Origin of the sequence: Psychroflexus torquis ATCC 700755, from assembly GCF_000153485.2 — a bacterium.
Taxonomy (GTDB): domain Bacteria; phylum Bacteroidota; class Bacteroidia; order Flavobacteriales; family Flavobacteriaceae; genus Psychroflexus; species Psychroflexus torquis.
The window spans coordinates 1,934,973-1,958,833 of record NC_018721.1 but is presented as its reverse complement, the minus strand read 5'-3'; the positions used below and the strand labels follow the sequence as shown (position 1 = coordinate 1,958,833).

Below are 23,861 nucleotides of genomic sequence, written 5' to 3'. Positions count from 1 at the left end.
TAACATAAAGCATCATGATATCACCATATTGTGGCGTTAGCAACAACATAAAAATCGGGAGCTAGTCATAGTGGCGTCGAAAAGCAATCCCCAAATCATAGGGCGTACCTAAAGGCACGCTGTTTTTTCGTTTACCTTTTTTTTACCGAGAGCTAGTCCCTAACGGGACAAAGATTAAAATCCATAGTGTCTTTAAAAAGAGAAGAACACTCCTAATTGTCCCGTTAGGGACTAAATATAGGTAACATGGGTAGCACAAAGCATCATGATATCATCAGATTGTGCCGTGAGGTGCGATATAAAAACCAGGAGCTAGTTATAAGGAAGTCGAAAAGCAACACTCAAAATCATAGGGCGTACCTAAAGGCACGCTGTTTCTTTCGTTTTTTTTTTTTACCGAGAGTTAGTCCCTAACGGGACAAAGATTAAAATCCATAGTGTCTTTAAAAAGAGAAGAACAACCCTAATTGTCCCGTTAGGGACTAAATATAGATAACATGGGTAACACAAAGCATCATGATATCATCAGATTGTGGCGTCAGGTACAACATGAAAATCCGGAGCTAGTATAGGGAAGTCGAAAAGCAACACTCAGATCATAGGGCGTACCTAAAGGCACGCTGTTTTTTTCGTTCACTTTTTTTACCGAGAGTTAGTCCCTAACGGGACATATTGACAAAGTGAGTTGAGGGGTTTAAAATTGGGCTTAGGGTTACCTTTTAAAAGAGAAGAACACTCCTAATTGTCCCGTCAGGACAAAAAAAGGATGATGTGTAGCATAATCCTATCAATAGATTGTGCCGTCAGGTACAACATAAAAATCAGGAGTTTGTCATTGGGAAGCCCGCAAACAATACAACAGGGCAATTTTAAAAATTTCTAATAACAGGCGGTTAACTGGCTTAAATAAATAAAGCGGTTACAAATGAATTTGCAACCGCTTTATTATGAATTGACTTAGCTTAAAAGCTAAATTGATGATCGACTTACCAAATTCTCACTCTATCTTCTGGAGCGATGTATAAGTCGTCTCCTTCTTTCAAGTCAAAAGCTTCATAGAAGGCATCTACGTTCTGTAGTGGAATATACGCTCTATATTGTCCTGGAGAATGAGGGTCTGTTTTGATTTGTGTTCTCAAAGCTTCTTCTCTTACTTTGGTTCTCCAAACGGTTGCCCAAGACATAAAGAAGCGTTGCTCAGGAGTAAACCCATTGATTTTTTGGGGCTTTTTTTCATTCTCATAATGCAACATTAGGCCATCATAAGCGCCTAAAACTCCACCTAGATCCCCGATATTTTCTCCTAGTGTGAATTTACCATTGATGTAAACACTATCAAGAACTTCTACGCTGCTGTATAAGTCCGCTAGTTTATTTCCTCGTTCAGTAAATTGCTCAAGATCTCCATCGGTCCACCAGTTGTTGAGGTTTCCGTCAGAGTCAAATCTAGCCCCACTATCATCGAAAGCATGAGAAATTTCGTGACCAATAACAGCACCTATTCCTCCATAATTTACGGCAGCATCTGCCTCATAATCATAGAAAGGAGGCTGTAAGATAGCAGCAGGAAAAACGATTTCATTATAAAGTGGGTTGAAATATGCATTCACCGTTTGTGGAGACATTCCCCATTCTGTTTTATCCACAGGCTTACCAATTTTACTTAAATTATCTAAATAATTCCAGTAAGATACCGCTTGCATATTTTCGTAAAAGGTATTTTCAGGAACCACTTTAAGATCACTGTAATCCTCAAACTCATCTGGATATCCAATTTTGACAGTGAATTTGTTAAGCTTTTCAATGGCTTGTGTTTTGGTTTCCGCAGTCATCCATTCCAAATTATCAATTCTGTTTTTGAAAGCTGTAATGACATTCGCTACCATTTTTTCAGCCTTTTCTTTAGCCTCTGGCGGGAATTTTTGATCCACATAAAGCTTACCTACAGCTTCACCAATACTTCCATTTACGACAGAAAGAGCTCTTTCGTCTAGTGGGCGTTGAGCTTTAGCACCGCTTAAGGTTTTGCTATAAAACTCCCAGTTGGTCGTAGCGATGTCTGTGCTTAATTGATCTGAAGCGTCGTTAATAGTAGACCATCTCATCAAAGTTTTTAAATCTTCAAGAGAAGTTTCGACCATCAACTCGTCCAAAGCGGCCATGTATTTAGGCTCCATTACCAAAACGGTATCTGGCAAGGTTTCAACGCCTAGATCGGTCATATACGTTTTCAAATCGATATTTTTAGCGACTTCTCCAAGATCGCTTACAGCATATCTATTATTGAAATTTCTAAAATCTCTTCTAGCAACTTTATCCAATCTAGGTTCTGCTAGCTTAGTTTCTAGAGCTAAAATAGTTTCAGCTTTAAATTTAGCTTCGTCTTGAGATTCTCCAAAATACATCAACATACTTGCGATATGCTCTTTGTATTTTTCTCTGATCTCTTTTGAATTGTCATCCTCCTCAAGATAATAGTCTCGGTCTGGAAGACCTAAACTTCCAGTTCCTACGTAAGCAACATTCACATCGCTATTATCTGGGTCTGAGTAAGAAGAAACTCCAAAAAATGGGGACGACACGGAAGTCGGTTGTTCTGCAAGACGTTTTTGAATATCCTTCTTGTCCTTAATTTCAGAAATCAAATCAAGCTTCCCAGTGATCGGGCTTACCCCAGCAGCGTTTCTAGAAACGGTATCCATGATAGAGTTAAACACCTGAATGGCTTTTCCTTGATCTGAATTTGCATCATACTTTCCTGAACTTTCAGCTTCTTTAAGAATCCCTAAAACATCGTTGTCCGTAGATTTTCTTAAGATTTGAAAACCACCCCAAGATGTTCTATCATCTGGAATCTCTGCAGTTTTCATCCAGCCTCCGTTGACGTAGCTATAAAAGTCGTCTTGAGGGTTCACTGCTGTGTCCATGTATTTCATGGTAATCCCTTTCTCTTCGTTATCGGCTTCTTTGTTAGACTCCTGACACGAAAAAAGCAAAGCTGATGCACTGAATGACATCAACAGTATTTTCACTTTATTCATAATGGTTTATTTAATATGTTGGCTAAAAATACGTCTTTAAATCTCTATTGGGTTTAATTCCCCGAGGCTTGCCTCGTGTTTTAAGGAAAGTTTGAAAACGGATGGTTTTCATCAATCAAAAACGACCATCTAAATGCCTCGTGAGCTTGCCCCGAGGATTCTTTACTATTTTCGCTCAAAAATTCTTAATCGATCGTTTTTAAGTAGACCTTATCCAACTCCTCTTTAAGCTTTACGACCTTATCCACATCTGGATTTGGTATAGCGATAGACAAGACATAGTGTACTATTTTCCAAGTTTCATCTTTCTGCATTGTCAGTACACCAGATCCTCTACACACTCCCATGTGTTTTGAATCTAAGGTTTCGTCGAACCAAGCCATTTGTTGATTGGGGCTTAGGTAAACATTTCGATTTACAGGTGTAAATGTCCAGGCTTTACCAGCGTCAAAATAGGGCTTCGCAAAAGCTTTAAATTCTTTATAATTCCATACTTCAGAAGCATCAGACCCAACAAACACAGCATCTTCTGTCATTACATTGAAATAGGTTTTAAAATCAGCCGTTTCTGCTGCTTTGTGCCATTGGTTGATCCTCTGTTCTATAGCCTTCTTTTGTGCTACAGAAACAAAGCTTAGACAAGCGAATAGAAAAGTAAAGAGTAGTTTCATGACCAATTGCTTTTAGGGAGTGTCTTTTTCTCCAAGATTATCTTGTATGATAAAAACTTCATTTAATTGAATATTGAGATTTCTAAAATCAAACTTCAGTTTTGCACTTAATTCTTCAATCTCTGAAAGGATAGGTTCAATTCTAGTTGAGTTTTCCCTTAATAATTCTGAATGTGTTTTTAAGGTGACTACTCTCGCTAGGATGGCATTGGTCTTAAAAATATCGGGGATAGTTTCAGATAAAGAATCTGTTACTGAGCGAATTGTCATTGAATTATCGATAACATCTTGAATGCTATAGGTCTCCAAACGTTCTATCTCAGAGTTGAGTGCAACATACATCATCCAATCATCGGTTACTTTTCTAGAGCGGGGAGATAATTTAATAAGCTTAATGCTGTCTAACTCTATTTTCTTACCCAGATCTTGACTGATGTTAGCTTTCTCTTCGCTAGTATCATTTCCGTTCTTTTTCTCTGAACAGGATAAAGAAGAAAGTATAAAAAAGAGAATTCCAATTATTTTAAGTTTAAACCGCATACACATGATAAAATGTTTTCAATATCAAATTTAGAGGTTGATAGGCTAAGTTTTTCATAATTACGGATATTTTATTTTTAAATGCTTTTCAAAGCTTAAATTTGCTGAAAAATATTATTTATGTCATCAAAAATACTAATAGTTGGTGCTTGCGGACAGATAGGTTCAGAATTAACCCTTGCCCTTAGAGAAATTCACGGTAATGATATGGTCATTGCCAGTGATATAAAACGCCCAAAATCTCCAGAGTCAAACTCAGGTCCATTTGAAATCTTTGACGCCACCAGTTATTCAGATTTTGAAAACGTGGTAAAAACTCATCAGATAGATAAAGTGTATATGATGGCAGCTATGTTAAGTGGTACTGCTGAAAAATTTCCAGACAAAGGATGGGATCTTAATATGACTTCCTTATTTAATGTGTTGAACCTTGCTAAAAACAAGTTGATTTCAAAAGTGTTTTGGCCTTCAAGTATTGCTGTGTTTGGCCCTACAACTCCCAAAAATGATACTCCTCAACGCACAATTATGGAACCGACCACGGTTTACGGTATTAGTAAGCAAGCTGGAGAACGTTGGTGTGCGTATTACCACAAACGCTACGGAGTAGATGTAAGAAGTATTAGGTATCCAGGGCTCATAAGTTATAAAACGCCGCCAGGAGGAGGAACGACAGACTATGCGATAGAAATTTTCCACGAGGCTTTGAAAAACTCTAAATACACTTCTTTTTTATCTAAAGATACAGCGCTTCCTATGATGTATATGGATGATGCTATTAAAGCGACAATTTCCATTATGGATGCTCCTAGTCAAGACATAAAGGTGAGATCCTCATACAATCTGTCTGGAGTGAGTTTTACCCCAGATGATTTATCCAAGTTGGTTAAGCAGCACATTGAGAATTTTGAAATTGATTATGAGCCTGATTTTCGTCAAGATATTGCCGATTCATGGCCAAGTAGTATAGATGATTTTGAAGCTAGAAAAGATTGGAATTGGAAACATAATTTTGACTTGAACATGATTGTTAAAGAAATGCTAGAAGGTGTGAAATCGCTTGAGCATGTCAACTAACGAAATAAATACGGATAGGCTACTCTTAACTTCAGATTGAGTTTTCAGCAAATAATATCTTTTGCTGAAAATTTAATTATACTACGACGTAGCTCAGCACATGTTTTTTGATTGATCGAAGTTGAAAATAATTAGCATAGCCTTAGTTGTGGTAATTATTTTTGATAAAAATCAGGCGAAAAAGCCTGTGCCGAATTTGTGTCAGTAAAACGATTTATTGCGACATTATAGGTTTCAATTGGTACAAGATTCCTATCAATTATGATTTCTATATTAAAGGCAAATATTTATACCTCTGGAGAGCTACTTAAGCTTCTGAATGAAAAAAATAGTAGTGTATCTCAAAGGCAATTGCAGCGGGATTTGAAATCTATAGAGGAAGCTATTTTAACTGATCATGACCAATTAAAAAATATTTTTACATCAGGACATTGTCTAAGCCTTCTCATGAATCTTTCGGTTTTTATTCTTCTCACACCTCACGCACTTGGTTTTATAAGCAAGATTTGAATTTAAACATAAATAAATCAATCTAAAGACCATGACTTACCCTCTGTGAGAGACTCCAAATCACCACAATAATAAGCACCAGGAACTGGGTCATATGATAGTACTTCTTCACCTATTTTTTCATTGGTAAGATAGGCTTGTATTGTCATAGTTTTGATAGTATTGAGAAATTCTGAGGTCGTTTTCCCTTTAAAATCTGGATTAGCCTCACGTTCAGTATCAACCTCATCTTTAACCATCAAATGTTCATCTAGAAAAGCTTTGAGCTGAGAGTCTTCAACCTCACTTAATACTTCGACGCCTTGGTGTTTACCGATTTTTGTCATGGTGTTGCTAAAAGCAGCCTTGAAGAGTTGTTGATCTTCTATGGTAAAAACTTCATCAACATAACGGTCTATAAATTCGGGTACATTGACATCTGTAGCAGAAGGCAAACTGGTTTTAGGTAAAAATACGTTTACCAATTTGATTAAAACTTCAGCTTGTTCCGGCATTAAAAATTTAGGAGTCCATTTAGCAACTTCGGTTGTACAGCTGTTCAAAATCCCTAAAATAGTTGGAGTAATCACCACAAATCCAGCGGCATACCCCATGCGTTTTATCGCGTCTCTTCTTTTCATGTGATATTTTTTAAGTTAACTTTTTTTTGAGTTAAGTTCTTTTTGAGTTGCCCTGCAGCATGATGAGCTGCTCTAGCTGTAAATGCCATATAAGTCAACGACGGGTTTTGACAACCTGATGAGGTCATAAAAGCACCATCTGTGACGTACACATTTTTACAGGTGTGAACTTGGTTATGTTCATTCAGCACAGACGTTTTAGGATCTCTTCCCATACGAGCTGTACCCATTTCATGAATGCCCAGCCCCATAGCTCGTCGGTCTTCAAGGTCGTATCCTTCTACGTTTTTAAAACCTGCTATTTCTAGCATTTTTACGGCTTGCTCTTTCATATCTTTTCGCATTGCTAATTCATTTTTCCCAAAATCAGCATCGAAAGTTATAGTTGGTAAGCCCCATTCATCCTTTATATCGTAGTTCATATACATACGATTACTGCTATCTGGTAAGGTTTCTCCAAAAGCTAACAGGCCAATATTCCACTGCCCCGGTTTAAGTATAGCTTCCTTAAGTTTTGGACCATATTTCAACTCTGCGACCATCTCAGAAATACTAGATCTGCTTGCGCCTCCTTGATATCCGTAGCCTCTTAAAAATTCTTTTTTATCAGTATTACCACCTAAATTTCGAAAACGCGGAATATACAAACCATTGGGACGTCGCCCTTTATAGTACTTGTCTTCAAAACCATCTGCAATACCAAAGGCACCTACATGAAAATGATGATCCATAATATTTTGTCCTAATTCACCACTATCATTTCCAAGGCCTTTGGGAAAACGACTAGACTTAGATTGAAGTAAAATTGAGGCCGAGGCCATTGAAGAGGCACAAAGGAAAATTACTTTGGCTTTAAATTCTATTTTCTCTTTTGTTTCTGCGTCAATGATTCGAACGCCTGTTGCAAGTTGTGTGGTTTCATCATAAATGACCTCATAAACAACAGAATGTGTTCTAAGCGTCATATTACCCGTAGCATCAGCTGCAGGTAATGTAGAAGAATTACTGCTAAAATAGGCGCCGTAAGGACAGCCTCTCATACACCTATTTCTATATTGGCATTGCACACGTCCTAAACCTGGCTTAGTTCCCTCTGTAATATGAGCTGTACGACCAATGGTTAATAAGCGTCCGTCATCAAATTCTTCGCTCATTCGAGCTTTTAAATGCTCTTCTACGCAATTTAAATCCATAGGTTTCAGCAATTTTTGGTCTGGCAATTGCGGTAAACCTAGATTTTCTCCACTTATACCAATAAATTCCTCCACTTTATCATACCAAGGGGCAATATCTTTATAACGCACAGGCCAATCTACGCCAATACCTTCTTTTTTATTAGCTTCAAAATCTATATCGCTTAAGCGGTAACTTTGTCGTCCCCACATCAAAGATCTACCACCAACGTGATAGCCACGAATCCAATCAAACCTCCTTTCCTCGTTATAGGGGTGTTTTAAATCATCAACAAAAAAATGTTGATGAGGTTCTCGAGTTACATAACCTGTTCGATGTTGTTTGAATTTTCTTTCTTTGGTTTCTCTTGTTGCACTTATACCATTTGGAAAATCCCAAGGATCCTTATGGGCGGTGGGGTAGTCTTTTACATGTTCTATATTACGGCCTCTTTCTAAAACTAAGGTCTTAAGACCTTTTTCACAGAGCTCTTTAGCAGCCCAACCTCCAGAAATACCAGTTCCTACAACAATAGCATCAAATTGTTCATTAGAAATATCAATCGTTTTAGCAGCCATAGATTTTTTTTGAATAAATAATCATTCTTTAATTACTTGGGAATAAAAATACACTTTTTAGCTTATTTTACTATTTTGCGGTTGTATTTTTTAGATTAATTTAAAATGAATTAAATAGATTAATTGAAATTTACCTAATTTTTTGGATTGGATAAACTTCAACACAATTTTAAATATGATCTTTTGATATTAAAAACCAAATAATTTAATTTTAATGAAACGTTCTATTTTACTCCATTCTGTTTTTTGTTTTCTGTTTATTACTTTATTGACAAGTTGCAATAAGTCCAAAAATAATTCTGATGAAAATTCAGAAACTAGGATTGTAAAGGCCGAGACGAAACCTTTTTTTAAGCTCTCGTTAGCCCAATGGTCTCTTCATCGTTCTTTTAATGAACAAGGAGTAGATCCCTTTAAATTTGCTGAAATAGCAAAAAATATGGGCTTTGAAGGTTTAGAATATGTCAATCATATCTATGCCAAACAAATCGATTCTTTGGGTTTTATGGCTGTGATTGATTCACTTAAAATATTGAGTGAAAAACAGGGTATGGACAATGTGCTTATTATGGTTGATGGCGAAGGTGATTTAGCAAGCCCAGTTACAGCCATTAGAAATCAAGCTGTAGAAAACCACAAAAAATGGGTAGATGCCGCTCAAAAACTTGGCTGTCATTCTATCCGAGTTAATACTTTCGGAACAAATGACCCAGAGGAATGGTTACCTTCTGTGGTTGATGGTCTCCAAAAACTATCAAAATATGCTGAGACCAAAAACATCAATATACTTTGCGAAAATCATGGCTGGCTTTCTTCTGATGCTCCTTTGTTGATGGAAGCTATCGAACAGGTAGATATGGAAAATTGTGGAACCTTACCAGATTTCGGAAATTGGTGCACAAAACGAAAAGCAGGAGAAAATTGGGGGGAGTGTCTTGAAGAATTTCCTGATAAATATCAAGGTATTGAATTGATGTTGGCAGAAGCAAAAGCAGTAAGTGCTAAGGCATATGACTTTGATGAAAATGGAAACGAAACCACTTTAGATTTTATGCGTATCCTAAAAATGGTTAAAGATTCTGGATACACTGGCTATATTGGCGTTGAGTATGAGGGGGATAGACTAAGTGAAAAAGATGGCGTTGAGGCCATTAAAAATTTATTATTAAAATCATCTGAATCCATAAACTAACTTAACTTAAACCACTATGAAAGTATCTAGGTTCATACAATTGTCTATAATGATGTTTTTGGAGTTTTTCATCTGGGGCGGATGGTTCGTAACCTTAGGCTCTTTTATGGGAAATAACTTAGAGTCTTCTGGAGCCGAGACAGCTATGGCCTTCTCTACACAATCATGGGGAGCCATAGTTGCGCCATTTATCATAGGACTTATTGCCGATAGGTTTTTTAATGCTGAACGTATTTTAGCGGTACTTCATCTCATGGGTGCTGTTTTGATGTATCAAATGTCTCAAGCCAGTGGTTTTTCAGAGTTTTATCCCTATATCTTAGGCTATATGATTGTGTACATGCCTACTTTAGCACTAGTCAATTCAATTTCATTTTACCAAATGAAAGATCCTGCCAAATACTTTCCTTATGTTAGGGTCTTTGGAACATTGGGTTGGATTGTTGCTGGCTTAATTATCAGCTTTGTGTTTAAATGGGATGCCGCAGAGAATATTGCAAATGGTATGCTATCCAATACCTTTATGATGGTAGCTATTGCTTCTGCAGTTTTAGGGCTATATAGTTTTTCCTTACCCAAAACTCCACCCCAAAATAAAGGGGGTGCTTTAAGTTTATCTGAAATTTTAGGCTTAGATGCACTCAAACTTTTAAAAGATAGAAACTTTTTAGTATTCTTTATGTCATCTGTGCTTATTTGTATTCCATTGGCATTTTACTACCAAAACATCAGCCCTTTTCTGACAGAATTAAAGGTTGAAAATTCTACAGCTTGGGCTTCCTTAGGTCAAGTTTCTGAGGTGTTTTTTATGCTTTTATTGCCCTTTTTCTTTAAAAAATATGGGTTTAAAAAGACTTTGCTTTTTGGAATGTTAGCTTGGGGTGTTCGCTATGCCCTTTTTGCCTTTGGCAATTCAGGTGATTTATTTTTCATGCTGATATTAGGTATTGCTCTACACGGAATTTGCTATGATTTTTTCTTTGTTTCAGGTCAAATTTATACCGACTCCAAAGCTGGAGAAAAGTACAAAAATGCAGCGCAAGGCCTCATCACTTTAGCCACCTATGGCATTGGAATGTTGATCGGATTTTGGGTCGCTGGACAAATTGTAGATAAGAACGCTTTAGCAGATGGAACACACACTTGGCAAGACGTTTGGTTATTTCCTGCCATTTTTGCTGTTGGCGTTCTCATATTATTTGGAATATTCTTTAAAAATGAAACCATTAAATATAAAGCATAACTTATGTCAAAAAAAATAAGGCTAGGCATTTTGGGTGGCGGTAGCGATTCTCTTATAGGTATCCTTCACCGAATTGCTTCAGCTATGCACGATAAATATCAAATTGTAGGCGGAGTTTTTAATGTAAATCATGCTGATAGCCTCGCTTTTGCCAAATCAATAGACTTGCCAAGTCATCGTGTTTACAAAGACTTAGATACTTTAGTAGATAAAGAGCTAAAGCTTCCTCAGTCTGAACGGATGCAAGTGGTATCTGTGCTCACTCCCAATTTTTTGCATTTCCCCATGGCTAAAAAATTGTTAGAAAATGGGTTTAATGTCATCTGCGAAAAACCCATGACAACTACTATTGAAGAAGCTAAAATCTTACAAAAAACCTTACAAAATACAAAGAGCGTTTTTGCTGTAACCTACACCTATACAGGTTACCCGATGGTTAGACAAATGCGTGAAATGGTTTTGAGCGGTGCCATTGGAAAAATTCAAAAAGTAGATGCTCAATACTATCAAGGCTGGATAAATCCCATCATTCATGATGCAAAACAGCGTTCGAGCATTTGGCGCTTAGACCCAGATAAATCTGGTATAAGTTGTTGTTTAGGAGATATTGGCACGCATGCTTTTAACATGATTGAATATGTGAGTGATCTTAAGATAGAATCTGTCTTATCTGATTTAAATTTTGTGTACAAGGATAATAAAATGGACGTAGATGCCACTGTCCTTCTTCGTTTAAACAAGCAAGCCAAAGGTGTTATTTGTACAAGCCAGATAGCTACAGGAGAAGAAAATAGTTTTATAGTGAAAATTTATGGAGATAAGGCTGGATTGAGATGGGAGCAAGAAAATCCTAATTACCTATTTTTGATGGAAGAAGGAAAAGCTCTGCAAGTTCTTAAACCAGGACACACTTATAATTCTGAATTGGCTTTAGACGGTACCAAACTTCCACCAGGACATCCAGAGGGTATTTTTGACGCGATGGGTAACATCTACAAAGGCGTAGCCAAAGCTGTTTCCAACGAACCTTACAATCCTGCAGAATTCCCAACTATTTTAGACGGCACACGAGGTATGAATTTTATTGAAAAAGCTGTAGAGTCTCATCATAAAGGAAACATATGGATTAAAATCGAAAACACTTAATCATGAAAACTATTAAAGGTCCAGCTATATTTTTAGCTCAATTTATGGACGATAAACCACCATTTGATACTTTGGACAACCTTTGTAAATGGGCTAGTAATTTAGGCTATAAAGGCATACAAATACCAACTACAGATACCCGCCTCATCGATTTAGAAAAAGCGGCCAAGAGCCAAACGTATGCTGATGAAATTAAAGGAAAAATAAATAGTTATGGCTTAGAGATCACAGAACTATCAACCCATATTCAAGGGCAATTAGTTGCTGTACATCCTGCACACGATTTGATGTTTGATGTCTTTGCTCCAGACTACTTAAAAGGTAAGCCAAAGGAGCGAACCGCTTGGGCTGTTCAACAACTTAAATATGCCGCTAAAGCTAGCCAACGCTTAAAAATAAATGTACATGCCACTTTTTCTGGTTCACTTTTATGGCCTATGATGCACCCATGGCCACAACAACCTAAAGGTTTAGTAAAAGAAGGTTTTAAAGAACTTGCAGAACGCTGGAAACCTATTCTTAATGCTTTTGATAATGCAGGTGTTGATGTTTGTTATGAAGTACACCCAGTAGAGGACATTCATGACGGGGATACCTTTGAACGTTTTTTAGCTGCCACGGGTAACCATAAAAGAGTAAATATTTTATATGATCCTTCACACTTTGTTCTTCAACAGTTAGATTATATAGCATTTATAGATCACTATAATGAATTTATAAAGGCTTTTCACGTCAAAGATTCTGAGTTCAATCCAACAGGTAAGAAGGGTGCCTTTGGTGGTTATAACGATTGGAAAGATCGTGCTGGTAGATACCGTTCACCTGGTGACGGACAAGTTGATTTTAAAACCATTTTTTCTAAATTAACGGAGTATGGTTGCGATGTCTGGGCTGTTTTGGAGTGGGAATGTGTGATAAAAAGCTCTGAACAAGGCGCCAGAGAAGGCGCTCCTTTTATCAATAAGCATATTATCGAGGCAACCACTAAAGCTTTTGATGACTTTGCAGGAGGCTCCCAAACTGATGAAGCTTATTTGAGACGCATATTAGGTATTTAATATTTTTTTAAACCATTAAACTATGAACAAATACATTTGGATAGGTCTGTTTTGTATTGGATTAACAAGTTGCCAAAACAAAAATTCAGAAACCAAAACCCAAGACAAACAAAGCAAAGAAACTTCAGCTGTAGAAAAAAAAGAACTTACAAAACCTGAAGAAACAGAAGTGTGGGAACCCAAACCCAAACAAATAAACGTTGATCCTATTTCAAAAATTCCTTCAGATGCTCTCGTTTTATTTGATGGCTCAAACTTTGACAGATGGACATCATCTGTAGATTCCACAGCTGTAAAATGGATAATGAATGATGACGGGAGTATGACGGTAAAAGACAAAACAGGCGATATCCAAACCAAGCAAAATTTTGGAGATGTTCAATTACATATTGAGTGGCGTTCTAATCCAGAAAGTAGTGTGACTGGTCAAAATAAAAGTAATAGTGGTGTGTTTTTGCAAAATCGTTACGAGTTACAAATACTTGATAATAATAACAACGAAACTTATGTAAATGGCCAAGTCGGGTCTGTCTATAAACAATCTATTCCTCTTGCAAGGGTTTCTGCACCAACTGGTAAGTGGAACACTTATGAAATCATCTATCGCCAACCCATTTTTGATTCCGTTGGTAATAAAATAAAGTCAGCTTATATTACGGCATTACATAATGGAGTGCTCATTCAGGATCATTTTGAGATATTAGGCACTACAGAATACATTGGTCTGCCAATAAACAAACCACACGGGAAAGCACCAATCAAATTACAAGATCACCAAGACAAGAGTGGAGTGAGTTTTCAAAATATTTGGGTACGTGAACTTTAATATTTATTCTAACTTATTATAAGTTAAGCAAAACAATTCTCTCTCTCTCTCTCTAATTATCATGCTTAAACACAAAATAAAGCCCTTAATCATGTTTGTTTCCATTCATATTTAAGGTAAATAGTTCTAAAAATCAATGATAATTATATCAGAACTTTGTCTAATACCAAATTATATTTATAATGCCGTATGAATAAATTGAATTATACTACGGCGTAGCTCAGCACAGGTTTTTTGATTGATTGAAATCAAAAATAACTGGCATAGCCTTAGCTACGGTAATTATTTTTGATGAAAAGCAGGCTAAAAAGAAACGATTTATTGCATCATTATAGGTCTAATTTGGTATAAGCCCCGAAATAAAGCATTTGTTTTTTTCGAGTTCTTAATTGTGCGGCGGCATTTTTTTAATTACATAAAGACTTTGTAGCCTTGGAAGTTTCTATAAATAAAAAACAGTGTCAAACATCTTCAAAAGGGGAAGCCTTAGATGTAAATAGGTCTCAAATTTCGACCTTGGAAAACGATTGGTTCCCAAAATGAGTATGTATAACTATTAAATTCAGTTTAGGAAACTGAAGAAAAAGCTCGAAGGCAAATGGAATAGTTCTTCCTGTGCAACCTAAGCGATAGGTTTCGTAGAATAAGACAAATTATCGGTCTTTTCTTTTTTGGTGAGTTGAGAAAGCGTGAGTTCTTTATTAATTAAGGTAAATAAGGAGTCTTTCATAAGGGATATACGAAATAGTTCATCTTTTTTTTCTTAAAAATTAGCAATAAAGTAGGGCTCACCAATTTATTTAATAACTTTAAAGCCAAGCGGAAATATTTTCAAATTAAAGATAAATAGAATGAACATCAATAAAGTTTTAGTTGCTAACAGAGGCGAAATCGCTATAAGAATTTTTCGCGCTTGTACAGAAATTGGTATAAGAACTGTTGGAATTTATACATACGAAGACAGGTATTCTTTACATAGATATAAAGCAGATGAATCTTACCAAGTTGGAGATGATAAGGAACCTTTAAAACCTTATTTAGATATAGAGGAGATTATTCGGGTTGCTAAGGAGAACGGCGTAGACGCTATCCACCCTGGCTATGGTTTTCTTTCTGAAAATTCAAAATTTGCTCAAGCCTGTGCCGATAATGATATCATATTTGTAGGGCCTAAAGTGGATGTGCTGAAGTCTTTAGGAGACAAAATAACCGCCAAAAAAGTGGCGATTAAAAGTGATGTCCCTGTTATAGAAAGCAATAAAAAAGATTTAGACACCTTGGAGATTGCGACCGAGGAAGCTGAGCGAATAGGTTTTCCTTTAATGCTCAAGGCAGCTTCTGGTGGTGGTGGACGAGGTATGAGAGTGTTGAGAAGCATGGGAGAGCTTGAAAAAGCTTATGGTGAATCTAGGAGAGAGGCCAAAAATGCATTTGGTGATGAAACCGTGTTTCTGGAGAAATTTATCGAAAATCCAAAGCATATTGAAATCCAAATTGTCGCAGATAATTTTGGAAATACCCTACATCTATTTGAAAGAGATTGTTCTGTGCAAAGGCGCTATCAAAAAGTTATTGAATTTGCACCATCTAAAGACTTGGATGAAACCGTTAAGAACAAACTTTACAGCTATGCTATAAAAATTTGTAAAGCTGTAAATTATAACAATATTGGTACGGTAGAATTTCTTGTAGATGATGATGGAAGCATTTACTTTATAGAAGTCAATCCTCGGGTGCAAGTGGAGCACACAGTTACAGAGGTGGTCACAGGAATAGACCTCATCAAAACTCAATTATACATAGCTGATAACTATAAACTATCGGATGAAGAAATTAATATTCCCAATCAAGAATCTGTATCCATCACTGGTTTTGCTGTACAATGTAGAATCACTACAGAGGATCCGAAAAATGATTTCAAACCAGATTATGGAATTATTTCTACCTATAGGAGTGCTTCAGGTTTCGGGATACGACTAGATGCAGGGAGTGTTTACCAGGGGGTTAAGATTTCTCCGTTCTTCGATTCTATGCTGGTAAAAGTTTCGGCAAGTAGCAGAACTTTGGACGATGCGTGTAAGAAAATGCGTCGTGCCCTAGCGGAGTTTAGAGTGCGTGGTGTTAAAACTAATATGGCCTTTTTAGATAACATTCTAAAGGATGCCACTTTCCGAGAAGGAAAAGTCACGGTCAACTACATCAAAAATACTCCAGAGCTCTTCGATATCAAAGAGCCAAGAAACCGAGCGACCAAAACGGTGAATTTTCTAGGAGATATTACCGTGAATGGAAATGCAGATGTCAAGAATACGATTAAAAACCCAAGGTTTTTAATCCCAGAAGTGCCTAAGAGTATACTAAAAGGACCCTATCAAAAAGGGACTAAAGATTTATTAACCGAATTGGGTCCTGAAGAATTTTCTAAATGGTTAACCAACGAAAAGAAAATTCACTACACAGATACGACCATGCGAGATGGGCATCAAAGCTTGTTGGCCACTAGAATGCGAACCTTTGATATGCAAAAAGTAGCGGCCAATTTTGCTAAAGATCACCCCGAAGTTTTTAGTATGGAGGTCTGGGGAGGAGCAACCTTTGATGTTTGCATGCGATTTTTAAAAGAAAATCCTTGGGAAAGGCTTCGTATGTTTAGAGAAGCTGTACCCAATATTTTATTACAAATGCTGCTGAGAGGTTCCAATGGGGTTGGTTATACGGCCTATCCGGACAATCTGATAGAACGTTTCGTTACCGAATCTTGGAATAATGGGGTGGATATTTTTAGAATATTTGATTCTCAAAACTGGATGAAATCTATTGTCCCATGTATCGAGTATGTAAGAAAAAACACGGGTGGTCTGGCAGAAGCGTCCATGTGTTATACAGGAGATATCATGGATCCAAACCGAACGAAGTATACGCTTAAGTATTACATACAACTAGCCAAAGATCTTGAAAATGCTGGTGCTCATATTCTTGCCGTTAAAGATATGGCTGGTTTATTAAAACCAAAGGCAGCAACAGAGCTTATTTCGGCCTTAAAATCTGAAATTAAAATCCCAATCCATTTACATACTCACGATACCTCTTCCATGCAAGGGGCCACTTATATGAATGCTATAGAAGCAGGAGTAGATGTGGTTGATGTGGCGCTTGGGGGATTATCTGGGCTTACGTCCCAACCTAATTTTAACTCTCTGGTTGAGATCATGAAATACCATCCTAGAGAAAATAAAATGAATAATGAGAAGTTGAATGAATATTCTATTTATTGGGAGCAAGTGAGAACTTATTATTATCCGTTTGAGTCTGGCTTAAAATCTGGAACAGGCGAAGTATATACTCACGAAATCCCAGGTGGACAGTATTCCAATCTTAAACCACAGGCAGAATCTTTAGGGTTATCAGATCGTTTCCACGAAATTACAGATATGTACGCCAAAGTAAATCTGCTTTTTGGAGACATAATTAAAGTGACCCCAAGTTCAAAAGTGGTTGGCGATATGGCTCAATACCTTGTGAGCAATAATTTGACTATTGAAGATGTGCTGAAAAATGGTGAAAACTTATCTTTCCCTCAATCGGTCGTTAGCTTTTTTAAAGGAGACTTAGGACAGCCCGTTGGTGGTTTCCCAAAGAAAATTCAGAAAATAATTTTAAAAGGAGAAAAGCCCTATACAGATAGACCTAATGCCCATTTAGATCCTGTAGATTTTAAAAAAGAATTTAAAGATTTCCAAGACATGTTCTCTGATGGAATTGACAGAATCTTAGATTTTGAAGATTTTATATCTTATAAACTCTATCCTAAAGTTTTCACAGACGCCTATAACCATCATACGAAGTACGGAAGTGTACACAATATTCCAACGAAAAATTTCTTCTACGGAATGGAAGCTGGTGAAGAAATTGTGGTGGAGTTGGATAGAGGAAAAACCTTATTGATTACTTTAGTTTCAATAGGGGAAACGGATGAAGATGGAATGGTCACTGTATTCTTTAAGGTTAACGGTCAAACTCGAAACATCCTTGTTAGAGATAACAATGTTAAGGTCGAAAAAGTAGCTCATCAAAAAGTCGATAAATCGGACGAAAAACATGTAGGCGCTCCGCTACAAGGTTCGTTGACTGAAGTTCTAGTGAAGAAAGGAGACAAGGTCAAAAAGAACCAGCCTTTATTCATTATTGAAGCTATGAAAATGGAAACTACTGTAACCGCTAATGCTGAGGGAGAAGTTAGTGACATTATACTAAATTCAGGAATAATGGTATATTCAGATGATTTGGTAGTGAAATTGAAATAAATATCTACTATTTTAATAAGTAAAAGTCTCTTTCAACTGTAGAAAGGGACTTTTATTTTTTTAATGCAGAGACGTGAAAACGGCAAAAAAATAATTTTCAAATCGTTTCCTAGTGCCTTCAATTAGGATCTTACAGGCCCAGCTAAGGGTTCAAGAGAATGCTAAGTTTAAAGCTAACTTATTCTACACTTGAAATTTTTCGAAACCCAAAATCAAAAGAGATCTAACGTAATATTCTGATCTATTGAGCTGGGTTAAAATAGATCAACAGCGATTTGTAAAGCACCATAATCTTGTAAATCGTTCCACACGGCAGTAGCGGCTACAGGAATAGTATACTTATCTAGGATCTTTAAATCTTTTGTATAAGATAGTCCAAAATTGTTGAAACCGGTTTTTTCTCCATAAAAGTGAGCATCACTTACAAATGAAAATGCTGCGCCAACATAAGCACTTAAATTCCAGTTTTTACCATCGGCAATACTGTAGGAAGCTTCTACGTAATTTGTGAAAGCATTTCGTAAGTCACCATTGGAATTTATATAGGTATCCCGACCTTGAACTATCGTACTCCAAGAAAACTGTAATGGGATTTGTTCTAATTTATGAGTTATAGAAACATCTATAAAGTGTGAGGTTACTGCTCTGTCGTAGTTGAAAATTTTAGCATTTGGAAAATCGGTGTAATTATTGATATCCCAAATAGCAAACGTCCAGTTGTTGTGCTCGTAAGACAGGTAGTAGTCAAATTCAGTATAATTTCCTGCAAATCCTACTCCTCCCCAAAGACCAGCTTTAAATTTTCTATTCTTGGATTCATAATATACATTAGCGGCAGTCATAGCTTCATCTGTCACACGATACCCTCGCCATAAGTGCATGTTTTTTACCGTTAAGTTAAAATTAAATGGGCGATAGGAGTCGTTATCCTCTTTGGTCTCTAAATTCTCTTTAGGTAAATTCGGAATTCTGTCATAATCTCTTTGACCATAAGACAAAGCAGTAGTGTTTAGGACTATAAAAAGTCCTATTATTTTTATAAAAGGTATCATTATTTTAGTTTTTAGCTAAGCATTAAATGAAGTAAGGTGGCTAGTACTGCGCCTATAAACGGTCCTATAACGGGGATCCATCCATACGACCAGTTGCTATGAGTCTTTCCTTTAATAGGAAGGAGGAAGTGCATAATTCTAGGGCCTAAGTCTCTTGCAGGATTAATGGCGTAACCTGTAAGTCCCCCTAAGGATAAACCGATACTCCACACGACAAACGCAATAGGAATTGCACCAACAGATCCAAGTCCAACGGGAGCACTATTTTCTCCATGCAACTCTGCTCCAGAGATATAAAATACAGCGATGATGAGTACAAAAGTGCCCACAATTTCACTTAATAAATTCCTAAATGTATTCGAAATCGCTGGATCGGTACAAAAGATAGCGCGCTTACCTGCAGCATCATCTGAGGCGTCAAAATGATCTTTAAAGAGGGCATAAACCGTTCCAGAGCCTATCATTGCTCCAATAAGTTGAGCTAAAATATACACTGGCACTTCTTTCCAAGGAAAGCTTCCTTCAAGAGCTAATGCTAAAGTTACTGCTGGGTTAATATGCGCTCCGCTATAAGGCGCAGCAACAAGCACCCCTATAAAAACAGCCATAGCCCATCCTGTGGTAATAACGATCCACCCGGAGCCGCTGCTTTTGGTTTCTTTTAATACGCAACTAGCAACCACTCCTCCTCCAAGAAGAATGAGTATAGCTGTCCCTAATATTTCTGCTATAAATGGTGTCATAATTATTTAGATTTACTCCAAGATTGGAGGGCATTAATCGCTCTGTACCAACCCTTGATACCGTCTTGAATTTTATCTTGGTCTTTTGTTGGTTGAAATTTGACATCTTCTTTCCAGGTGGCCTGAATTTCTTCCATATCTTTCCAAAAACCAACCGCCAATCCCGCTAAATAGGCAGCCCCCAAAGCAGTGGTTTCAGTTACTTTTGGTCTTATAGTAGTGGTATTTAAAACATCAGATTGAAATTGCATCAACATGTCATTAACAGTGGCTCCACCATCCACACGTAATTCTCCTATATCGATTTCGGAATCGGCCTCCATTGCTTTTAAGATGTCCATAGTTTGATAAGCTATAGCTTCTAAAGAAGCTCTTGCAATATGAGCATCAGTGGTTCCCCTTGTAATTCCAAACATAGTCCCTTTCGCTTCTTGGTCCCAATATGGAGCACCAATACCAGCAAATGCAGGAATAAAATATACACCGTCTGTAGACTCTACAGACATCGCTAAGTTTTCAATATCCTGGGATCTTTTAATAATTCCCAATCCATCTCTTAGCCATTGGACCACAGCACCACCTATAAAAATACTACCTTCTAGTGCATACTCAGTTTTACCATTAATTCTCCAAGCAACAGTAGTCAATAATTTGTTCTTTGAAATAATAGGTTTATCACCAATATTCATCAGCATAAAACAGCCTGTTCCATAAGTGCTTTTCACCATTCCTTTTTCTGTACACATTTGACCAAACAAGGCAGCCATTTGATCTCCAGCAATACCCGCAATAGGAATTTTGGAAGCAAATACTGTGGTTTTGGTATGTCCATACACTTCACTTGAATCTTTAACTTCTGGCAGCATGTTTTTTGGAATGTCAAATAATTCCAAGAGATCATCATCCCAGTCCATGGTATGAATATTAAAAAGCATGGTTCGAGAAGCGTTGGTCACGTCAGTTACATGGAGTTCCCCTTTGGTAAAGTTCCAAATTAACCACGAATCCATTGTTCCAAGAATAAGATCACCAGCGTTTGCTTTTTCTCTTGCTCCCTCAACATTATCGAGAATCCATTTGACCTTAGTTCCTGAAAAATAGGAATCTATCACAAGACCTGTCTTTTCTTGTATCATCTTTTCTTTACCGTCTGCTTTAAGCTGGTCACAATAGTCAGAGGTCCGTTTATCTTGCCAAACAATTGCGTTATAAATAGGATCTCCAGTGTGTTTATCCCATATGACCACTGTTTCTCTTTGGTTGGTGATTCCTATGGCAGCAATATTTTTACCATTTAGTCCTTTTTTGGTTGTTGCTTCAGCAGCAACACCTGCTTGTTTAGACCAAATTTCTAAAGGGTCGTGTTCCACCCAGCCTGGTTTTGGAAAGTATTGAGTGATTTCTTTTTGAGCAACAGAATAGATTTTACCTTTCTTGTTAAACACAATTGCTCTTGAACTTGTTGTTCCTTGGTCTAATGCCAAAATGTATTTCTCCATCAAATTATATGTTTTAGGGTTATTAATTAAGGTTGGTATTTTAGATTTGTTAAAAGATTACATGAGGTATCCTTTAGCGAGTTGAGTATAGTCTTCAATTTGCGTGGATATCCACGACTTATCTTTATTGAGCTCTTTTGCTAAAATTTCTGCAACATTAGGAGCCATTTCAATAGAACGCTTAGCGTCTAGAAATAAGACTCTCACTCTTCTTGCTAAGACATCCTCAACAGTTCTTGCCATTTCATGCCTTGCCGCCCACAAAACTTCTACATTTTGAAACTCCAGGTCTGGGTGTATCTTTTCTCCTAGGCTAGGGTTTTCTATTAGTAAAGTTTTAAGATGGACCTGATCAGTACCATAAACGTAAAGGTGATTCCCTCTTTCCTCTGTTTCCATCGCGCCATGTATCAAAAGACGTTCTGTGACACATTCTTTTTTAGGAAGTTTATTTAAAGCGATTACTTTATCGAGGGTATCTTCTGCCATTTTTCTGTAGGTAGTCCACTTACCACCCGTAATAGAAACAAGACCAGTATCTGAAACGAAGATTTTATGTCCTCTGGAAATCTCTTTTGTCTTTCCGCTATCATCTTCTGGTGCAGCAAGTGGTCTAAGACCGGCGTATATACTTTTCACATCTGCTCGTGTGGCTTTCCTTTCTATAAAACGGTTGAAGGTTTCTAGGATAAACTCAACCTCTTTCTCTGAGGCATTAGGCTCTGTGGTATGAGAATCTACCATTTCGTCGGTAGTCCCCACAATCACTTTATCATGCCAAGGGACTGCAAAGAGAACTCTCCCATCATCAGTTTTTGGTATCATTAGAGCATCTTCTCCAGGAAGAAACTCTTTATCAAAAACCAAATGAACTCCTTGGCTAGGTTGTATTATATTTTTGGAGCCAGGCTCGTCCATTTGCAAAATATCATCTGCAAAAACTCCTGTGGCATTGATAATAGCTTTTCCTTTAAAGAGATGTTCCTCTTTGGTTTCTTGATCGATGGCTAGAACACCAGATACTTTATTATCAGTGTCTTTTGTTAAATTTTTGACCTTGAAATAATTGAGTAAAGAGCCTCCTTTTTCAATGGCAGTTTGTGCAATATTTACTGCTAGTCTAGAATCGTCAAATTGACCATCTTGATAACTAACACTCCCTCTCAATTTATCTTTTTTAATCGTTTTTAACTTACGAATGGTTTCACTTTTATTCAGATGTTTAGAAGCACCTAAACTTAATTTCCCAGCAAGAAAGTCGTAGGCTTTTAAACCTAGCGTATAATAAGGACCTTCCCACCAAGTGTAGTTTGGAATTAAAAAGGTTTGATTTTTAACTAGATGTGGAGCATTTTGCTCTAGTAAGCCTCTTTCTTTCAAGGCTTCTGTAACTAGGGAAAAATTGGCTTGTGCAAGATATCGGACACCACCATGGACAAGCTTAGTACTTCTGCTTGACGTTCCTTTGGCATAATCTAACTGTTCCAGAAGAAGAGTTTTATAACCTCTAGTGACGCTATCTAATGCAATTCCAAGACCAGTGGATCCTCCCCCGATTACAATGACATCCCACTCCTTTACTTTTTTTGCGTTTTCAATGAGATGTTTTCTGTCAAAAAGTAGCTGTTTTATCATTTTGTTTTATTTCTAATATAAACCAAATATAATAAAATTATAATAAAACGAAAGAATAAGTGAAATAATTACTGTAAAACGAAACATAATGAAGCTATATTGATAATTTTAATGTTACAAGTGAAGCTATAAATACAAGCCTAGCCGACCTTAGTGTTTTAATATCACTTATATTTGTGACTTAAGTGAAATGCAAATGAAACGACATCAAGCTATTTTAGATTTATTACAGAAGGAAGGTTATATAGGTGTTTCCGAACTTTGTGACATGTTTAGTGTATCAGCCGTAACGATAAGAAAGGATCTGAAACTGCTTGAAAACAAAGGTCTTCTTTTTAGGAATCACGGTGGCGCTACTTTCGAAAATCCATATATTAATGATAGGAACGTTAGTGAAAAGGAAAAAATTCATGTTAAAGAAAAAAATGCAATAGCAGAGGCTGCTGTAAAATTAATCAAGCCAGAGGACTCTATTATGATAGGTTCTGGGACAAGTATGCAATCCCTTGCTAAAGCTATTAATATTGAGGGCAATCTAAATATAACCACTTCTTCGCTTAATGTTTCGTTAGAGCTCACCAAGTCTCCTCATTATGATATCCTACAGTTGGGAGGAAATGTAAGGCATAGCTCTTCATCGGTGACTGGTCATTTTTCTCAGGCGATCTTGGAAAATATTTCCTGTAATTTATTATTTCTTGGCGTAGACGGTATCGATATGAGTTATGGGTGTACTACTACAAGTCTAAGCGAAGCGATGCTGAATAAGAAGATGATTGAGTCGGCTCAAAAAATAATTATTCTAGCAGACTCTTCCAAATTCAACCGAAAGGGCTTTGGAAAGATATGTGATATTTCTGAAATTCATCATATCATTACCGATTCCGCAATCAGTAGTACCTTAGCTCAAGAAATCAGAGACCATGGTATCCAATTGACTTTGGTATAACAGC

Annotated in this window: 18 protein-coding genes; 9 read left to right on the top strand and 9 right to left on the bottom strand. The window is 36.9% G+C overall.

The window, feature by feature from the left end; all coding sequences use genetic code 11:
• Positions 1–986 precede the first annotated feature (986 nt).
• The 3 genes from P700755_RS08420 to P700755_RS08410 form a co-directional block, all read right to left on the bottom strand.
• The gene (locus tag P700755_RS08420; RefSeq protein ID WP_015024263.1) at positions 987–3,041 is read right to left on the bottom strand and encodes a M13 family metallopeptidase; all 2,055 of its coding nucleotides are present in this window, start codon (positions 3,039–3,041) and stop codon (positions 987–989) included.
• A 185-nt stretch (positions 3,042–3,226) separates the two neighbouring features.
• Positions 3,227–3,712, bottom strand: a complete 486-nt coding sequence (locus P700755_RS08415) for a nuclear transport factor 2 family protein (RefSeq protein ID WP_015024262.1) — start codon at positions 3,710–3,712, stop codon at positions 3,227–3,229.
• A 12-nt stretch (positions 3,713–3,724) separates the two neighbouring features.
• Positions 3,725–4,258: a hypothetical protein gene (locus tag P700755_RS08410; RefSeq protein ID WP_015024261.1), complete on the bottom strand. Its 534-nt coding sequence runs from the start codon at positions 4,256–4,258 to the stop codon at positions 3,725–3,727.
• Positions 4,259–4,372: 114 nt separating this feature from the next.
• Between P700755_RS08410 and P700755_RS08405 the strand changes: the two genes are divergently transcribed.
• Positions 4,373–5,329, top strand: coding sequence for an NAD-dependent epimerase/dehydratase family protein (locus tag P700755_RS08405; RefSeq protein ID WP_015024260.1), 957 nt, complete (start codon positions 4,373–4,375; stop codon positions 5,327–5,329).
• A 261-nt stretch (positions 5,330–5,590) separates the two neighbouring features.
• Positions 5,591–5,839 carry a hypothetical protein gene (locus P700755_RS08400; protein ID WP_015024259.1) on the top strand — a complete coding sequence of 83 codons (249 nt, stop codon included), beginning with the start codon at positions 5,591–5,593 and terminating at the stop codon, positions 5,837–5,839.
• A gap of 17 nt (positions 5,840–5,856) precedes the next feature.
• On the opposite strand, the gene P700755_RS08395 is transcribed toward P700755_RS08400, so the two are convergent.
• On the bottom strand, positions 5,857–6,459 hold the full coding sequence (locus P700755_RS08395; RefSeq protein WP_015024258.1) for a gluconate 2-dehydrogenase subunit 3 family protein: 603 nt from the start codon (positions 6,457–6,459) through the stop codon (positions 5,857–5,859).
• Entirely contained in the window at positions 6,456–8,210 is a 1,755-nt protein-coding gene (locus tag P700755_RS08390; RefSeq protein WP_015024257.1) for a GMC oxidoreductase, read from the bottom strand. The genes P700755_RS08395 and P700755_RS08390 overlap by 4 nt, the downstream gene beginning before the upstream one ends.
• A 214-nt stretch (positions 8,211–8,424) precedes the next feature.
• Here P700755_RS08390 and P700755_RS08385 point away from each other — a divergent pair, with 214 nt between their 5' ends.
• The 6 genes from P700755_RS08385 to P700755_RS08360 all read left to right on the top strand — a co-directional run bounded on the left by P700755_RS08385 (position 8,425) and on the right by P700755_RS08360 (position 17,979).
• Positions 8,425–9,402 (top strand): sugar phosphate isomerase/epimerase family protein, encoded by a 978-nt coding sequence (locus P700755_RS08385; RefSeq protein ID WP_015024256.1) that lies wholly within the window; start codon positions 8,425–8,427, stop codon positions 9,400–9,402.
• 16 nt (positions 9,403–9,418) lie between these two features.
• Entirely contained in the window at positions 9,419–10,645 is a 1,227-nt protein-coding gene (locus P700755_RS08380) for an MFS transporter (protein ID WP_015024255.1), read from the top strand.
• Between the two features lie 3 nt (positions 10,646–10,648).
• Positions 10,649–11,791 (top strand): Gfo/Idh/MocA family protein, encoded by a 1,143-nt coding sequence (locus P700755_RS08375; protein ID WP_015024254.1) that lies wholly within the window; start codon positions 10,649–10,651, stop codon positions 11,789–11,791.
• A 2-nt stretch (positions 11,792–11,793) separates the two neighbouring features.
• Positions 11,794–12,849: a sugar phosphate isomerase/epimerase family protein gene (locus P700755_RS08370; protein WP_015024253.1), complete on the top strand. Its 1,056-nt coding sequence runs from the start codon at positions 11,794–11,796 to the stop codon at positions 12,847–12,849.
• A gap of 22 nt (positions 12,850–12,871) precedes the next feature.
• A complete protein-coding gene (locus tag P700755_RS08365) occupies positions 12,872–13,675 on the top strand; it encodes a 3-keto-disaccharide hydrolase (RefSeq protein ID WP_015024252.1) in 804 nt (267 codons plus the stop codon).
• An 851-nt stretch (positions 13,676–14,526) separates the two neighbouring features.
• Entirely contained in the window at positions 14,527–17,979 is a 3,453-nt protein-coding gene (locus tag P700755_RS08360; RefSeq protein ID WP_015024251.1) for a pyruvate carboxylase, read from the top strand.
• A gap of 254 nt (positions 17,980–18,233) precedes the next feature.
• Here P700755_RS08360 and P700755_RS08355 read toward each other — a convergent pair whose 3' ends face one another.
• The 4 genes from P700755_RS08355 to P700755_RS08340 are packed head-to-tail and all read right to left on the bottom strand — an operon-like array spanning position 18,234 to position 22,908.
• Positions 18,234–19,031: a hypothetical protein gene (locus P700755_RS08355; RefSeq protein ID WP_015024250.1), complete on the bottom strand. Its 798-nt coding sequence runs from the start codon at positions 19,029–19,031 to the stop codon at positions 18,234–18,236.
• A gap of 11 nt (positions 19,032–19,042) precedes the next feature.
• Positions 19,043–19,774 carry an MIP/aquaporin family protein gene (locus tag P700755_RS08350; RefSeq protein ID WP_015024249.1) on the bottom strand — a complete coding sequence of 244 codons (732 nt, stop codon included), beginning with the start codon at positions 19,772–19,774 and terminating at the stop codon, positions 19,043–19,045.
• 2 nt (positions 19,775–19,776) lie between these two features.
• Positions 19,777–21,273, bottom strand: coding sequence for a glycerol kinase GlpK (gene glpK / locus P700755_RS08345; protein ID WP_015024248.1), 1,497 nt, complete (start codon positions 21,271–21,273; stop codon positions 19,777–19,779).
• Between the two features lie 57 nt (positions 21,274–21,330).
• Entirely contained in the window at positions 21,331–22,908 is a 1,578-nt protein-coding gene (locus tag P700755_RS08340) for a glycerol-3-phosphate dehydrogenase/oxidase (RefSeq protein ID WP_015024247.1), read from the bottom strand.
• 196 nt (positions 22,909–23,104) lie between these two features.
• On the opposite strand from P700755_RS08340, the gene P700755_RS08335 reads away from it, so the two are divergent.
• On the top strand, positions 23,105–23,857 hold the full coding sequence (locus tag P700755_RS08335; protein WP_015024246.1) for a DeoR/GlpR family DNA-binding transcription regulator: 753 nt from the start codon (positions 23,105–23,107) through the stop codon (positions 23,855–23,857).
• Positions 23,858–23,861 lie beyond the last annotated feature (4 nt).

What these genes read in the sequence shown, in the direction of transcription:
- P700755_RS08420 (WP_015024263.1), bottom strand. Translation starts at nt 3,041, where the DNA reads ATGAATAAAGTGAAAATACTGTTGATGTCATTCAGTGCATCAGCTTTG.
- P700755_RS08415 (WP_015024262.1), bottom strand. Translation starts at nt 3,712, where the DNA reads ATGAAACTACTCTTTACTTTTCTATTCGCTTGTCTAAGCTTTGTTTCT.
- P700755_RS08410 (WP_015024261.1), bottom strand. Translation starts at nt 4,258, where the DNA reads ATGTGTATGCGGTTTAAACTTAAAATAATTGGAATTCTCTTTTTTATA.
- P700755_RS08405 (WP_015024260.1), top strand. Translation starts at nt 4,373, where the DNA reads ATGTCATCAAAAATACTAATAGTTGGTGCTTGCGGACAGATAGGTTCA.
- P700755_RS08400 (WP_015024259.1), top strand. Translation starts at nt 5,591, where the DNA reads ATGATTTCTATATTAAAGGCAAATATTTATACCTCTGGAGAGCTACTT.
- P700755_RS08395 (WP_015024258.1), bottom strand. Translation starts at nt 6,459, where the DNA reads ATGAAAAGAAGAGACGCGATAAAACGCATGGGGTATGCCGCTGGATTT.
- P700755_RS08390 (WP_015024257.1), bottom strand. Translation starts at nt 8,210, where the DNA reads ATGGCTGCTAAAACGATTGATATTTCTAATGAACAATTTGATGCTATT.
- P700755_RS08385 (WP_015024256.1), top strand. Translation starts at nt 8,425, where the DNA reads ATGAAACGTTCTATTTTACTCCATTCTGTTTTTTGTTTTCTGTTTATT.
- P700755_RS08380 (WP_015024255.1), top strand. Translation starts at nt 9,419, where the DNA reads ATGAAAGTATCTAGGTTCATACAATTGTCTATAATGATGTTTTTGGAG.
- P700755_RS08375 (WP_015024254.1), top strand. Translation starts at nt 10,649, where the DNA reads ATGTCAAAAAAAATAAGGCTAGGCATTTTGGGTGGCGGTAGCGATTCT.
- P700755_RS08370 (WP_015024253.1), top strand. Translation starts at nt 11,794, where the DNA reads ATGAAAACTATTAAAGGTCCAGCTATATTTTTAGCTCAATTTATGGAC.
- P700755_RS08365 (WP_015024252.1), top strand. Translation starts at nt 12,872, where the DNA reads ATGAACAAATACATTTGGATAGGTCTGTTTTGTATTGGATTAACAAGT.
- P700755_RS08360 (WP_015024251.1), top strand. Translation starts at nt 14,527, where the DNA reads ATGAACATCAATAAAGTTTTAGTTGCTAACAGAGGCGAAATCGCTATA.
- P700755_RS08355 (WP_015024250.1), bottom strand. Translation starts at nt 19,031, where the DNA reads ATGATACCTTTTATAAAAATAATAGGACTTTTTATAGTCCTAAACACT.
- P700755_RS08350 (WP_015024249.1), bottom strand. Translation starts at nt 19,774, where the DNA reads ATGACACCATTTATAGCAGAAATATTAGGGACAGCTATACTCATTCTT.
- glpK (WP_015024248.1), bottom strand. Translation starts at nt 21,273, where the DNA reads ATGGAGAAATACATTTTGGCATTAGACCAAGGAACAACAAGTTCAAGA.
- P700755_RS08340 (WP_015024247.1), bottom strand. Translation starts at nt 22,908, where the DNA reads ATGATAAAACAGCTACTTTTTGACAGAAAACATCTCATTGAAAACGCA.
- P700755_RS08335 (WP_015024246.1), top strand. Translation starts at nt 23,105, where the DNA reads ATGAAACGACATCAAGCTATTTTAGATTTATTACAGAAGGAAGGTTAT.